We start from the raw sequence: 14,653 nt of genomic DNA, 5'->3' as shown, positions 1-14,653 counted from the left end.
TCAGAAATATCGAGTCAAAGACTTACCCTCTACTAAATCGAATGAACAAAAGTATCTTTTCAGGGAAATCGTTGATAAAAAAGGAAGAACCCATTACAGAAACACTCAATAGAAATAAGTTATCACTGAAACGAAGATTAGCCACAATAGAAGTGGAAAACCAAAAACTAAAAAAGATAATGCAATCTTACTTGGAAAACTAGCAAATGACCCATTTGGAAACGAACAAATTAATATATCGAACGATGAAGTTCCATTCTAATAAACTCTAGTAAAAAGAAACATTGTTAACGGCTGAAAAGAGACAGCTCTTGTACTGTCTCTTTTGTTCAACTAAACCACCTGTTTGTTTAAGTGTAATGTTTCACATAATAATCATTATATTAATAGTATAGATAAACAATTGCTTAAAATTAGTAACATATTTCGGCGCAATCAGTAACATATTATTTCAGATTAGTTTCTAAAACATAACCATTGTTCCAAGTACCTATAAGTAGTAATTCATCATTTTTACTAAATTCTGCGAAACAAGCATAAGAAAATGTTTCAACTAAAATAACCTGTAAATCCTCAGAACGTACAATCAGAACCTTTTTACTATAAGCTAATACAATGAATAAGCCATTATCAGACAGATGGATGTGTGTGAAGTACCCGATATCATCTAATTTTTCATCCTTTAATAGATTTTTTCTCATCAATATTTTATTGAATTCCGCATTCACTATGATTAAGTTATTTTTTTCCACTAAAATATATACCCGATAAACTGGGTTATAAATCAATGTATCCCAAAAAAGCTCGTCTGGAAAGCAAATCAATGAAGTATAAAATGTACCATTTTTTTCAGTGACTTTTAGTTTTTTAAGTTCATGATATAGTTCATTTTCAAAAGCTATTGTAAATAGATGCGCATTTTCACTTTGTATATGATGATGGTAACTCATATATCTGATAGGCTCTTCGAAATTAGTCAAGATATTAATTTCTCCATTTTCTGTATTGATAGAAGCTAATTGAATATCTGCTTTTATTCTTATTTCATCAAGAATAATAAAGGGGTTAGTAGTTAAAGCAAAATTCCCTTCAGTCAGATGTATAGCTTTATTCGATTGAAATATAGCAACTAAACTAAATTCAGTCGTTTCATAAACATACACCGTACCAGTAGTTCTTTTAATAAATAGATATTTATCATCAGCAGAGAATTTTATCTCACCAGGATTTTTAGGTTTAGGAATCTCCACCACTTTCTCCCAAGAAATAGTGTTATAAACAATCGTCTTTCCGCCCATTGTATGACATAATAGTTGATAATCATTTGAAAGACATAGCTGAAACGAAGTTTAGAATTTTTTAATGGTGTTCAATTTAAACATTATGTAGAAAACCCCTAAATAAATTATTTTATATAGAATCATCATAACACAACTATAATTCCCTCATTCCTTATTGCACTATCCTCTGTTTGTGGAATAAGAAAAGGAATTAAGAAGTAACAATTTCTACGTACAGACCATAAAAAAGAGCTTATATCTTTTATTACTTAGATATAAGCTTTTCTTATCAAGTCCGAAGGGATCAATGTATATTTAATTTTATCTGAGTGCCCTTGAATGTTCTTTTTTATCGATACGAATCATGTGTAGGTTGAAACAAGTCTTCTTCAGAATTTCTAACAACAGAAAAGTGTTCGACATTGTAATGACCATGAAGTGTATTATTATGATGCTTGATAATTTGTTCTGCACTTAAAACATCACTGTCCGTTGTTGAATGCCCATCACCAACTAACGTGACATCCAAACCGCTAATAGTTGCAGTTCTTACTGCACTATCGATACAGTACTGCGTCGAACAGCCCATCACAACAACATGTTTAATGTCATGACTTTGTAAATGAGTTAAAAGTTCAGTCCCATGGAAACAATTCGTTGCTTTTTTATCGAAAATCTTCGCTTCCTTAGGTACGCTAATGCCATTATGAATACCGAACCCTGTCCCTTTACCTTCAGCAACATCAAGATCCCTTACAAAGACGACTGGAACATTGGCTCTTCTTGCTTTGTCAATGACTAAATTTATATTTCTAATAAGCTGTTCCTTCTTAAAAACAGCCCTTTCTTTCTCATTACCATCCATTAATTCTTGCTGAGCATCAATAATAAGTAGTGCTTGATTCAAAAAATTTTCCCCTTTCAATTTGAGGAAACGCTATATAATTATTTTTTAGTTAGACGATTTCCCCTTTTTGTTTATCACGGTGCTAACATAATTTTTGTTCATAATATCTACCCCCTAAAATGAAATTGTCATTTAAGAATTAATATTATCATATTTTCCACAAAAAGTAATAATAGGCAAATCAGAACATTTCAATCTCATCACCAAAACATGTGGTGATAACCACATTTCATTAGTTTTTAACACTATTACATTGCTTAAGTATATAATCCATACATTGAATAGTGTCATCAATGCGTTGTTTTTTCGAATTACAATAGCGTTTATTAGAACCTTCTCGAATACTGATGGCTTCGTTAATAATATTGTGATATTCTTCTGGTAAATGATGTGTTGCATATTTACAAGCATCAACTTTCGAAACAATATCATGTTCTTGCAGTGTATAAAATTGCCGTAAAACCCCTGTTATTGACCACTCTACTTCTGAATCAACTAAATTTTTTGGTATTAAAAATGCTTTATATTTTTTAATTTTTTCCAATCTACTCGACCAATAACTGTTCATATTTTCTAAAACATAATCATCAAGCACTCTTTCATCTACACTGAAGTTATATGTAGCTACATCTGCCCCTAAAATGGTAATCCCTTTATTTTTTAATATCCACCAAGTAATTGGGTTAATATGATCATTACTCCAATTTGTTTTACCTTCGTTGACGTTTAAACAACCATTTACCTCACTCTGTTTCTTGCCAATATCCTCAACAAGTAAATAACATCCATCCATCCCTGTATTCTTGTATTTTCGATTTAATTCTTTGTGAAGAGCCGATATTACTTTCGCATCTTCTTCGGTTAAGGATCTATTAACAACTGCAATAAAGTCGATATCACTAGAACCGTTTATGTAAGCGTTAAGAGCAATTGAGCCATGTAAATAGAACCCTTCAAGCGTATCCGGTATTTTATTTTGAAATAGGGTAGTATATTCATTTAAAATTTTTTGAACCTGAATAGAAACTCTAGAATCCATAAAAACTCTCCTTTTAATCAAATAATACTTATATTACCAAAACACCAACTATATTTTCCATTATTGATACTAATATGATTATCATCAAAACGTATTGTTGATTTCCATTCCGACTGGGCGCTTTCTTTGGGGACGTCCGATGAGCCTCAAGGAGTCGCCCATTCCCCACTTCAATTAACTTAATTACATAGCATACGTTTTAGACAAAGGTTATCTATACTTTTGATAATGAATCAACATTGTATCGATTCATTTATTTTCTTATAAAACTTAAATAGAACACTAATCAATTCGAACTCGGCCCTGTAACGACGTATCTTTTGGAAATTCATTGGGTATTCTAGTGATTAGATAAGGAGTGGGAGAATTTGTACACAGGTTATATACAAGTAGGTGTTCAAACGATTATTAGTTTTTTTGTTCTTCTGACACTTACGAGGTTTCTAGGTAAAAAACAACTAAGTCACTTAACTTTCTTTAACTACGTAACTGGTATTACAATTGGTTCAATGGCAGCCAATATGGTAGTTTTAAAAACAATTGTATACACAAAATTTTTAGTAAGCTTAATTGTTTGGTGTGCGCTTACTACTTTAATTAGTTACATCGCTCTAAAATCCGGAAAAGCAAGAACATTACTTGATGGACAACCGACAATTGTGATTAAAAAAGGAAAAATAGATAGAAAAGCTTTAGCAAATACTAAAATAAATATTGATGACCTTACGATGATGATTAGACAATATCAAGTTTTTTCAATTACAGAAATTGACTATGCAATATTAGAACCAAATGGCATGCTTAGTATTTTGAAAAAGCCTGAATTTCTAGGCACACAAAAGATCGATTTAAAAATCTCTCCTTCATCTCCAGCTTTTATCCCCATTGAAGTGATCACAGATGGTAAGCTATTGAAACGAAATTTACTGGAAGTTGGAAAAAGTAGAGAATGGCTAGATAGCGAATTAAAAAAAGCACATATAAAAACAATCGAAGAAGTATTTTATGCAGAAATTCAACCGAACGGTAAAATATTTATCCAAAAATTTGATTAAGGAGATTTCTAAATCTAATGGCTTATCGGTACTGAAAACTTGACAAAAAAAGTTATTTATGCAATAATTTACTTTTAAATAATTTATCTGTACAATAGGATTCTCCTGGCCAGGAGAATCCTATTTTTTTTGAAGGAGTGTATTTGCATGAACAAAGGTGAATCCAGTTTAACTTCATTAATCTCAGCTTTTAGTAGAGCCTATCATAGTCAATTTGATACCCCTAAAATTTTTGATGACTATCTAGCTCAAGAATTAATCACACAACAAGAGTTCCATGACATTCAAACAAATATGGTACAAGGCATCCAGTTTTTTAACAAAGAAATCGCAGAAAAACTAAATGGACAAACTGAAGAGCTATTAAAATGGATTGTGCAAACACAGCTCTCCCCCACACCCTTGGCGCGTGCAGCATATTGTGAAAAAGTTTTACTGAATGAAGTTTTGCTGGGTTTACAGCAATACGTCATACTCGGTGCAGGGTTAGATACATTTAGCTTAAGACACTCGGAATTTGAAAGCATTTTGGAAATCTTTGAAATTGATCACCCTGCAACGCAAGAATTTAAAAAGAAAAGATTAGCTAAAGTTAATTTAAAGCTTCCAAGTAATGTACATTTCGTTTCGATGGATTTCACAAAAAAGTTTTCATATCAAAATCTAATGGATAGCGGCTTTGACAATAAAAAAACTTTCTTTAGTCTACTAGGTGTTTCCTATTATTTAACGAAAGATGAAATTTCAAGTTTAATTGATCACTTGTTTGCCAATGTACCAACAGGAAGTTCGATAATGTTGGACTATGCAGATGAAAAACTATTTAAAGAACAAGGAATTTCAAATCGAGTAAACAACATGGTAAAAATGGCTGCAGCAGGTGGTGAACCGATGAAATCATGTTTTACTTATGAAGAAATGGAAAAAATGTTAGAGAACTCAGGTCTGCTTATTTACGAACATCTATCGCCAGATACAATTAATGAGCTTTATTTTGACAATCGAAAAGATTATTTAACAGCCTTTGAAACGATTCACTACGTCCATGCTGTGAAAAAATAAGTTAAGTTCGGAGGAATCAAATGAAATTTTATCAATTGTCCAAAGAAAATGGCAAAAATATAACACAGTTTAAGTCAAGTTTTATTATGTCTCGTATTATCAAAACTGAAGCATCAGCTAGTCTCGGGTGTATGTATTTAGAAGAAAACGGTGTTATTGGCTATCATCAAGCGGTAGTTCCCCAGCTTCTCTTAATTATAGAAGGCGAAGGATTTGTAAGAAATGCACAGGAGCAATATTATCAAGTTCAGCCTGGAGATGCAGTTTATTGGGAAAAGGGTGAATGGCATGAAACTAAAACGGATAAAGGATTAACCGGCATCGTGATAGAATCTGAACAATTAAATCCCGCGGCTTTTATGCCTTTAAAGTGACTTACTAATATTATCAATTATGCCTCAACATAATTGCGTCCGGAATCGGCTTTGTGCTTGGGCCTGCACGATGCAGGTCAGTTAGCCGTTATCGCATGGATGCGATGGTTTTAGGCTAACATCCTTTAATCACTCCTTTCCGATTCCGTGACATCCGCCGGAGGCTTTAACTTCTTTCAGCGACCCGCTGAAGGAAGTTAAACTATTTCTCAGGCAATTAACTATGCAAGAATAACATCGTATCATATGTTAGTAATGTAAGATTGGTTTAGTCTTACACCTCCGAAACTTTGTTACTAAGGGTCACTTAGAATAATTAAGTGGCCCTCTATAAGTTTTCTGTTCAGGAAATAGTGTTTTTATATAGTTTATTGACAAACTCTTAGAGTATTTCTATCTCGATCATACAAGATAAAATTTCGTCTCTCCTTCTCTATCATTCCCCAACTCCAAATAATTGTCTGGAAAATTTAGTGAAATCGGAATAAATATCACTTCTACTCCTTTCAATATGGTTTACTCTCCATCCTTGTAACTCTCCATGAACGCTGGGTTTGTAAAGTAACGTTGGAAATGACTAGACTCAAATTCGAGTTCTAGTCACTTGATTTATTATATTTCAATTATTATTCACTATACTTGAATGTTTTTAAGGAAATGATAAATGTCACGGCTAAGCATCCCGATAAAAGAAGTAAAGATTCTCCCCATGTACTAAAATTATTTAGAAACGCGGCTTTAATTCCATTTACAAACCATTCAAATGGATTTACCAGACTAATATATTGTATAAGGTTTGGCGCTTTTTCCATTGTATAAAATGCATTACTACAAAGTAGCATTGGTATCATCAGTACGTTTGCAGTCATACTTAAATGCCCCTCGTTTTTCACGAGACTTGAAATAAAAAAGCTTAAAAAAACAAAACTTAATGAAGCTATTAGGATAATCGGTGTCATATATAAGAGGATTTTAAAAGTAAAATTCAGTTGATTGATAACGATAGCGAATAAAAGCACGATGTAAGATAAGATAATCGCTACTATAGCCCATGCACTAGAAATACTGACGATATATTTCCATAATGGCATTGGTGTAGCGTGAAGTAAATTATAAACCCCTCTTTTTCTTTGCGATAATGCTATAAAAGCAGTGGTCATAAATGAATAGAAAAATACACTAATGGCAATGATTCCTTCTACATAATTTCCTGCATAACTCGGTAAAAATATCCTTAACGCAATAATCGCAGCAAATGGCATTAATATTGACCAAAAGAGTAAATACATATCCTTTATACTAGATTTCAAATTTAATACGAAAATAGCCTTCATCTTCTCGCACCTCACTTCGTTAATTCAAAAAATAATTCTTCTAAATTTTGCGTTTGGTAATGCTCCATTAAACTATCAGGTGAGCCATTTGCCATTATTTTTCCGTGATGCATAACCAAAACTCTGTCAGCTACATTCATTACTTCCAACATATCGTGGGAAGAAAATAACACGGCAACCCCGCTATTTTTCAATCGTTTAATGATCTGTTGAATTTCTCTTTGGCCTCTAGGATCCAATCCAGCAGAAGGTTCATCCAAAATTACTAGTTTAGGGTTATGCAAAGTTGTCACGATAATAGCTAGCCGTTTTTGCTGTCCTAATGACAGTTTGATAGCTGGCGTTTTTTTGACCTGCAATAAATCAAAAGCAGCGAGTTTTTCATCAATATCATTTTTTGTTAGTGAAATTCCATAGAATGCCCCAAATAATTTCACATTATCCTCTACAGAATAACCTTCAAAAAAAGGGGTTGATTGAAGCTGCGCACCTATTTCCTTTTTGTAGTCGGATGTCCAGTATTCAATCGTTCCACTGTCCTGCGGAATAATGCCAAGAAGCATACCGATCGTTGTAGTTTTCCCAGCACCATTTGTGCCCACTAAAGCTATTACCTCCCCTTCTTTAATGGCAATATTTATATGATCAACGACACATCTAGCTTTATAACTTTTCGTTAATTGACTAGCGCTAATGAGTTCTTTCACATTATCTCCCCTTACTTAACATTGTATATTCAACGTTGAATATATGGCTAATTTTTAACTCCCTCATTCGAGAGAGTCACTTTTTTTCATAATTTCAATAGCTTGATGTACAAATTTTGATTGTACTTGAACAATTTCAAGCATATTATCAAATGCTAGTTGTGTTAATGCTGGTAGTTCTCCTTGCATAGCAATTAATTTCGCCTCATAGCCAGCATTGATCGCCTTTTCTTCTTGTTCCAAAATTATTTTCTGCTTTTCTAATGCATTCACCGCTTTAGCTTTTGGCAGTTTAAATGCAAAGGAGACACCAGAATATAAAGTTGTAGGATAAACTACAGAGGATTTTTCAAGAGCCTCGATAATTAATTCTTGCTCATGTGCCCTGCCCTTTTCAGTAATTTGGTAAATTGCTTTTTGTCTGTGACCTGTGGATTCAATACTAGCCACCTCTATATAGCCATCTTTTTCAAGTTTCTTCAAAGCATTATAGATCGAGCCGATTAGCACACCACCCCAGCGTTCAGCGTCGCTTAATTCAAGCATTACTTTAATATCATAGCCAGTCATTGGTTTTAGCCCCAACATAGCAAGAACTAATAGTCTTGTCATAATAATCACCTTTTTATATTCAACGTTGAATAAATTGAATATAACGGTTCTGCATTTTTTTGTCAATAATTTTTTATTTATTATTGAAATGTTGCAAAAAACAAAATATATTACAATAACGTTTTTTATGATAAAATATATGATATTGCGCCATCAAGGGGCATGAACCAATTCAGGCTGTAGCAAATTTATTTGCTACAGCTTTTCTTTTTAAATAAATTTAGATATATATCCCGCATTAGAAAAATAAAAAATGGGACTGCACTCTTGCATCTATAATTTTCTAATTATCCTTGCAATTTAATCAAATAATTTACTAAGATTATTATTAACTGGCCAGGCGTTTTGTAAAAATTCATTAAACGTTAGTATATTCGGTTCATTTGAGCGAACTTTTAAATTAATGGCTGATGTAATGATAGATTCTGAAACATGTTGGAGGATGCTGATCGAACCATCCTGTATTTCATTCTCAATAGCATTTTGACCTAAAATCGCATAGCCTGTTCCGTTCAACACGGCACGCTTTATCATCTCATCACTTCCACCAACCATAATAGTGGACTGAGGTTGAAATTCGGCTTTTTTGAAGTATTGTTCAATGATATTACTGAAACTACAATGATAGTCATAGGAGATAAAGGTATCTTCACATAGAATTTCTTGAAAACTTCTTTCTTTACTAATTCTAGAAGAAACAACTAAATAAGCCTTTTCCTCTTCTAAAAAAGTTTTACTAATATCAATATCATTACATTCATTCGCAATAATAGCAATATCCGCTACGTGGTCTCTTACACTTTTAATAGCATGTATACTATTTAATGGTAGAAGACTTATTTTCACAGTCGGGTAGATTTCCAAATAAGCTTTTACAATCGGTGAAAGATGTTGAGTACAATAATATTCTGAGGCAGCAATGGTCAGAATGCCAGACGGTCCATGTAGCTCTTCCATGTCTTTTTCTATCTTATCTATAAAGATAAATAAGTTATCGACATGGTCTTTTAGCTTTTTTCCAGCAGCTGTTAGAAGAGTCTTTTTACCAACTCTTGTTAATAGAGTGTGCTTCAGTTCTTTTTCTAAAGATTGTATTTGTAGTGTAATAGTTGGCTGTGTATACCCTAATCTTTTGGCAGCCTTTGTAATATTTAATTCTTCTGCGACCACTTGAAAGGTTTTCAAATTCCTTAGTTCCATTTAATCACCGTCTACTTTCCCCTAATTCCTACATATTAAATCTGTATTTCTATTATAAAGTAATAATTACCCTTCTTCCATTTAAGAAATTATGAGTGTTATGCAAGGTCGATGTAGATGTTTTTTTATCTCTATCCTTCTTTATCAACTATTAAAATTTTTTATGGTAGGCATTTGACGTTTTTTCTGAATTGAGAGAAAATTCCTTCAACACCAATGAAATGGGGATGAGATTATGATTGATTGGAAAAACATTAACGAAGAAGGCCTATTAGCACCCACAATGGCGAAGGATTTTCCGAATCTGCAGGTAGTAAAATCTGAGGGATTATTTTATATAGGAGTAGATGGTAGAAAGTATCTAGACTTTACTTCTGGTATTGCTACAGAAAATACAGGGCATAGACATCCAAAGGTAATTACAGCTATTAAAGATCAAGTAGATCGTTTAGTTCATGGTCCTATCGGTATTATTAATTATGATTCAATTATTCTATTAGCTAAGAAATTGAGAGAGATTTTACCAGAGCCATTAGATTGTTTTTTCTTTGGAAATAGCGGAGCAGAAGCAATCGAAGGTGCAGTAAAATTAGCAAGACATGTAACCAAGAGACCTTACGTTGTTTCTTTCCTTGGAGGATTCCATGGCAGAACGATGGGAGCGTTGAGTCTTACTACATCAAAAAGTAAATACAGAAGGAATTTACCGGTTGGAGCAAACATGACATATCAATTACCTTATGCTCAATTAACGGAAACACCAGAAGGTTTAAACCATAATGAATATTGGTCAAATCATGTTGAAAAAGATTTTGAACGTTTATTTAATCATCAAGTGTCTCCAGATGAAGTGGCAGCTGTTATTTTAGAGCCTGTTCTAGGAGAAGGCGGTTATGTGATCCCGCCAAAGGCATGGTTACAAAAAATAAGAGAAATCTGTGACCGATACGGAATTTTATTAATCTTCGATGAAGTTCAAACTGGTTTTGGTCGAACAGGTGACTGGTTTGCGGCCAATCGATTTGGTGTGACACCAGATATTATGGCGATTGCAAAAGGAATTGCCAGTGGCTTGCCCCTTAGCGCAACTGTAGCTTCACAGGAGTTAATGGAACAATGGACAATTGGTAGTCATAGTACTACATTTGGCGGAAATCCTGTCGCATGTGCAGCTGCATGCGCTACAATAGACGTTTTAGAAGAAGAAGGTTTAGTGGAAAATGCTAGAATATTAGGTGACTATGCATTAAATAAATTAATACACTTAAAAGAAAAACATCACACGATTGGCAATGTTCGTGGAATTGGTTTAATGCTAGGAATTGAAATTATTCATCCTGTTACCCTAGAACCAAATGGTCAGGGCTTAATGAAAATCCTCGAGAAGTGTCTGGACAAAGGGGTTATTTACTATTTGAGCGGTAATAAGGGAGAGGTAATTCGAATGATGCCTCCATTAAATATAGATAAGGAACATTTAGACTTAGGAATTTCCTTGCTTGACGAAGCGATTACCGAATACGAATTAGAGTTAAGTTTCGGGGGTGAATAAATGAATACACTAGATACTTTTGTTCTTCTTCTATATTTTGGTGTCCTAATGATTATCGGAATAATAGGAGTTAAAAAAGCGAAATCTGAAAAAGATTTTGTCCTCGCAGGAAGTCGTTTAGGGTACTACAGCCATGTCGGCTGTTTAGCAGCTGTTATTATTGGTGGTGCAGCTACTATGGGTTCCACGTCATTAGGTTATAATTACGGGGTTTCTGGTCTTTGGTTTGTTTCGATGATGGGCTTTGGTATAGCTGCCTTGGGTCTTTTCGTCGTTAATAAAATTGGCGGTTATGAGGTTTTTACTATTAGTCAGTTACTCGGAAAGCGCTTTGGAGAAGGAACTCAGCTTATCAGTGCTATTGTTACAGCCATCTATACCCTTATGGTCGTAGTAACACAAGTAATTGGTATGGGAAATGTTATTCACGTGTTATTGGGCTGGTCCCTTATTCCTTCTATGATTATTGGCGGAGGGATCGTGCTCTTTTATACAATCTTAGGTGGAATGTGGAGTATTACCTTAACCGATATTATTCAATTTATAGTAATGACTATTGGTGTATTTTTTATTATGTTCCCGTTTAGCGTAAACAGTGTCGGAGGTTTAACAGCTCTATTTAGTAGTGTGCCAGAAGCACATCTTAGCCTTACAAATATCGGCTGGGATCGTATCTTCCAATACTTTTTATTGTACTTCTTTGGTTTAATGGTTTCTCAAGACATCTGGCAGCGTGTATTTACAGCGAGAAGCCAAAAGGTAGCGAAAAGTAGTGCCATATCGGCCGGTCTATACAGTGTTTTATATGGTTTAGTACTAAGCATTGTAGGTATGTGTGCACATGTGCTACTTCCAAATTTAGGAGACTCTCAATCAGCGTTTACTAGCCTTGCATTAGAAATTCTCCCACCAGGCTTGTTGGGGCTTGTTCTTGCTAGTGTTTGTTCTGCACTTATGTCAAATGCTTCGGGTGCTATTTTTGCCTCTGCGACCCTAATCACTAACGATATTATTAAGGTATACGTAAAAAAAGATATGACTGATAAAGATATCATCAATACATCACGAATTGTCATACTTGGCTTAGGTGTGTTAGCAATCATTTTCTCAGTATGGATTCAAAACATACTAGTGGCATTAGATATGGCCTACGCAATTTTATCAGGTGCTATCTTCGTACCACTCATCATTGGTCTCTATTGGAAGCGTGTAACAAGTAAAGCTGCTTTCTATTCTATTATTGCTAGTTCACTAGTTATCTTTATTTCATTTATCATTTTTGGAATTACTTCTACACTACCGATTATTTATGGTTTAATTACTGGACTCGTTGTTATTGTTGGTTTCACACTTATTATTCCCGAAAATAACATTGATGTGAACAAGGAAAATACGTCAATTTATAAGTAAATATTAAAAAGTTTCAAGTTTATAAGACAATCTAAATTAAGCTGCACTCCAATAGTTAGGCACAACTAACAATTGGAGATGCAGTTTTTTATAATTCGGAATCATTAATTCAGGAATTTGCTGTGATTAGGTAAAGCAATCTGCTCAAATTCAGTCGCTAACTTATGCAAATTTCTAGTAAGCTCTTCCCCCTTCATCGGTAATCCATGTCCTGTAATAGCAACTAAAGGTTTTAATGCCTCTAATTTTTTTACAGAATCCCAAGCAGCCTGCCAATCCGTTGTGAAATATCGTGGCGGTCCGCTAATTTCCTTTTTTTGTAGCACGACTTTGTAAAGAGACTCTTGTTTAACCGTAACAAATGCATCTCCAACAATTAACGCTCTATCTTCTTCGCGAAATAAAGATATATGACCTGGCGTATGGCCCGGAGTATGAATCCAACGAAAACCATCCATATATGGAATACTCCCATCGGACGGGAGCTCCTCAATGTTGTTTCCTAAGTTAATAGCTTCATTCGGGAAAATGGATGATACTTTTGCTATTAAGCCACCATTTACAGTAGTATCAGGTTCAGGATAATTTTTTATATCAGTTAAATAAGGTAATTCTAAAGGATGGGCATAAACCGGCATACCCCAATGTTCAATTAGATCAATTATCGCCCCAACATGATCAAAGTGCCCGTGCGTTAAAATTAATGCTTTAGGTCGACAATTTGATCCAAATCTCTCCTCGACTATTGAAATAATTTCCTTTGCACTTTTTGGCATGCCTGCATCAACTAATACGAACTCTTTCTTATGAGGTTCACCGTAAAGTACGATATTAACAATTTGAATCGTATGTTGGTATAAATCTGGCAATACTTCTACACCATCTCCACTCCAAATTGATGTTGCTGGAATATATTTAAAGTCGCTACCATAATTCATATCTTTATGCATGGAAAACCCTTCTTCCTTCATTGAAATATAGACAATCATATTTTTCCTTTATACAGTAAAAATAAAGCAAGAAAAAAATGGATTGTGTCTAGTAGTTATATTGATTGATCCAGTTTATGAGGTTTCAAAATAAATATATATATCAGCATGAACCAACATTTTATCCCTTTTCAAATAAGGAATTAAGAAACTTCCAGTCCCCTTTCTTTAGTTCCTTTTAATCGTTCTTCCAGAAGCCTCTACGCCCATCAACTATTGACATACTAACTATCAGAGACAAGTAATAAAATAGTCTGATTGCATAACATTACCTGTAAATGTATAATTTTACTATCATTTGTTAAAAGTTGGTGTTGCATGATTTAAACTGCGACAAATAAAAAGCATGGAAAGGAATGTACCAGTTTGAAGATCCTTATGTATATTGTAGGAATTATCGTAGTGATTGTGTTTTTACTTATTGTAGGTTTAATTACAGCGAGCAAGCGAATTAAGAAAAATGAAAAAAAATTACGATTAGAAATGGAGATGGCTAACCCTTTACCGAAGGAGAAACAGCATTTACTAGCCTACGGTGCCAATCTCGCTCTTTACCGCACTGATTCGCCACGGATACTGCCGATAGATGTAGATAATGAAACTTTGAGGGAGGTCCTTTCTTCATATTGGGACGTTAATAATCCGGAAGAGGCTGTAGAAACCCTGGAATGGCTGCTTACTGAAGGCCATCGTACGAAGTTTGGTCAGCTTTTTATGGCATTGAAAGCTGGCCAGTCTTTTACAGAAGAGGAAGTGGGAAAATCGCAGGAATGCTTTGAATCAGCCCAAAAAGCGATGATGAAGAAACTTTCCTTTACGAAATCCGATTTTGAACGGGTGGACACTATTGCTGCCTGGGATTTTGACCGAGCTGTAAATGTTGCAAGATGGAGCTACATAGTTGGTTATATTACCGAGGAACAGACATGGAGCTATATAACGCGAGCAGCTGATGCCGGAAGCCATGCATTCCAATCCTGGAAGGACTATTTTATTTCATTTGCATTTGGCCGAGCCATTGCTTACGAGGGTGACGTTTACGACATCATTTGGAATGGAAAGGAATTGCTAGATGAAAAGGACTCGATCTGGAATGAATTTAACATTAAGCGATCAACAGTACAGGAATCTG

Annotated in this window: 14 protein-coding genes; 6 read left to right on the top strand and 8 right to left on the bottom strand. The window is 34.3% G+C overall.

Annotated elements, in window-relative coordinates; genetic code table 11:
- Nucleotides 1-446: 446 nt before the first annotated feature.
- The 3 genes from ACIQ7T_RS12310 to ACIQ7T_RS12300 all read right to left on the bottom strand — a co-directional run bounded on the left by ACIQ7T_RS12310 (nucleotide 447) and on the right by ACIQ7T_RS12300 (nucleotide 3,226).
- Nucleotides 447-1,250: a hypothetical protein gene (locus ACIQ7T_RS12310; protein WP_402870622.1), complete on the bottom strand. Its 804-nt coding sequence runs from the start codon at nucleotides 1,248-1,250 to the stop codon at nucleotides 447-449.
- Between the two features lie 379 nt (nucleotides 1,251-1,629).
- Nucleotides 1,630-2,187 carry a cysteine hydrolase family protein gene (locus tag ACIQ7T_RS12305; protein WP_402870620.1) on the bottom strand — a complete coding sequence of 186 codons (558 nt, stop codon included), beginning with the start codon at nucleotides 2,185-2,187 and terminating at the stop codon, nucleotides 1,630-1,632.
- Nucleotides 2,188-2,419: 232 nt separating this feature from the next.
- The gene (locus ACIQ7T_RS12300; protein ID WP_402870617.1) at nucleotides 2,420-3,226 is read right to left on the bottom strand and encodes an aminoglycoside adenylyltransferase domain-containing protein; all 807 of its coding nucleotides are present in this window, start codon (nucleotides 3,224-3,226) and stop codon (nucleotides 2,420-2,422) included.
- Nucleotides 3,227-3,594: 368 nt separating this feature from the next.
- On the opposite strand from ACIQ7T_RS12300, the gene ACIQ7T_RS12295 reads away from it, so the two are divergent.
- From ACIQ7T_RS12295 to ACIQ7T_RS12285, 3 genes are all read left to right on the top strand, one after another.
- The gene (locus ACIQ7T_RS12295; protein WP_402870614.1) at nucleotides 3,595-4,281 is read left to right on the top strand and encodes a DUF421 domain-containing protein; all 687 of its coding nucleotides are present in this window, start codon (nucleotides 3,595-3,597) and stop codon (nucleotides 4,279-4,281) included.
- Between the two features lie 147 nt (nucleotides 4,282-4,428).
- The gene (locus ACIQ7T_RS12290; protein ID WP_402870611.1) at nucleotides 4,429-5,343 is read left to right on the top strand and encodes a class I SAM-dependent methyltransferase; all 915 of its coding nucleotides are present in this window, start codon (nucleotides 4,429-4,431) and stop codon (nucleotides 5,341-5,343) included.
- 20 nt (nucleotides 5,344-5,363) lie between these two features.
- Entirely contained in the window at nucleotides 5,364-5,717 is a 354-nt protein-coding gene (locus ACIQ7T_RS12285; RefSeq protein WP_402870608.1) for a cupin domain-containing protein, read from the top strand.
- Between the two features lie 626 nt (nucleotides 5,718-6,343).
- Here the strand turns inward: ACIQ7T_RS12285 and ACIQ7T_RS12280 are convergent.
- The 4 genes from ACIQ7T_RS12280 to ACIQ7T_RS12265 all read right to left on the bottom strand — a co-directional run bounded on the left by ACIQ7T_RS12280 (nucleotide 6,344) and on the right by ACIQ7T_RS12265 (nucleotide 9,570).
- Nucleotides 6,344-7,051 (bottom strand): ABC transporter permease, encoded by a 708-nt coding sequence (locus ACIQ7T_RS12280; protein ID WP_402870606.1) that lies wholly within the window; start codon nucleotides 7,049-7,051, stop codon nucleotides 6,344-6,346.
- Nucleotides 7,052-7,062: 11 nt separating this feature from the next.
- The gene (locus tag ACIQ7T_RS12275; protein ID WP_402870603.1) at nucleotides 7,063-7,758 is read right to left on the bottom strand and encodes an ABC transporter ATP-binding protein; all 696 of its coding nucleotides are present in this window, start codon (nucleotides 7,756-7,758) and stop codon (nucleotides 7,063-7,065) included.
- 63 nt (nucleotides 7,759-7,821) lie between these two features.
- On the bottom strand, nucleotides 7,822-8,370 hold the full coding sequence (locus ACIQ7T_RS12270; protein WP_370080300.1) for a PadR family transcriptional regulator: 549 nt from the start codon (nucleotides 8,368-8,370) through the stop codon (nucleotides 7,822-7,824).
- Between the two features lie 300 nt (nucleotides 8,371-8,670).
- Entirely contained in the window at nucleotides 8,671-9,570 is a 900-nt protein-coding gene (locus tag ACIQ7T_RS12265) for a LysR family transcriptional regulator (protein WP_402870601.1), read from the bottom strand.
- Between the two features lie 235 nt (nucleotides 9,571-9,805).
- On the opposite strand from ACIQ7T_RS12265, the gene ACIQ7T_RS12260 reads away from it, so the two are divergent.
- A complete protein-coding gene (locus ACIQ7T_RS12260) occupies nucleotides 9,806-11,122 on the top strand; it encodes an aspartate aminotransferase family protein (protein WP_402870599.1) in 1,317 nt (438 codons plus the stop codon).
- Nucleotides 11,123-12,532 carry a sodium:solute symporter family protein gene (locus ACIQ7T_RS12255; protein ID WP_402870596.1) on the top strand — a complete coding sequence of 470 codons (1,410 nt, stop codon included), beginning with the start codon at nucleotides 11,123-11,125 and terminating at the stop codon, nucleotides 12,530-12,532.
- 104 nt (nucleotides 12,533-12,636) lie between these two features.
- Here the strand turns inward: ACIQ7T_RS12255 and ACIQ7T_RS12250 are convergent, their stop codons facing one another.
- Nucleotides 12,637-13,482: an MBL fold metallo-hydrolase gene (locus ACIQ7T_RS12250; RefSeq protein WP_402870594.1), complete on the bottom strand. Its 846-nt coding sequence runs from the start codon at nucleotides 13,480-13,482 to the stop codon at nucleotides 12,637-12,639.
- A 417-nt stretch (nucleotides 13,483-13,899) separates the two neighbouring features.
- Between ACIQ7T_RS12250 and ACIQ7T_RS12245 the strand changes: the two genes are divergently transcribed.
- On the top strand, nucleotides 13,900-14,653 hold a 754-nt coding region (locus ACIQ7T_RS12245; RefSeq protein WP_402870591.1), incomplete at its 3' end, for a DUF1266 domain-containing protein.

The sequence above is a fragment of the Lysinibacillus sp. NPDC096212 genome (assembly GCF_044763105.1).
Classification (GTDB): domain Bacteria; phylum Bacillota; class Bacilli; order Bacillales_A; family Planococcaceae; genus Lysinibacillus.
Note: the sequence above shows the minus strand (reverse complement) of the source record. Positions and strands in the feature narration are given on the sequence as shown.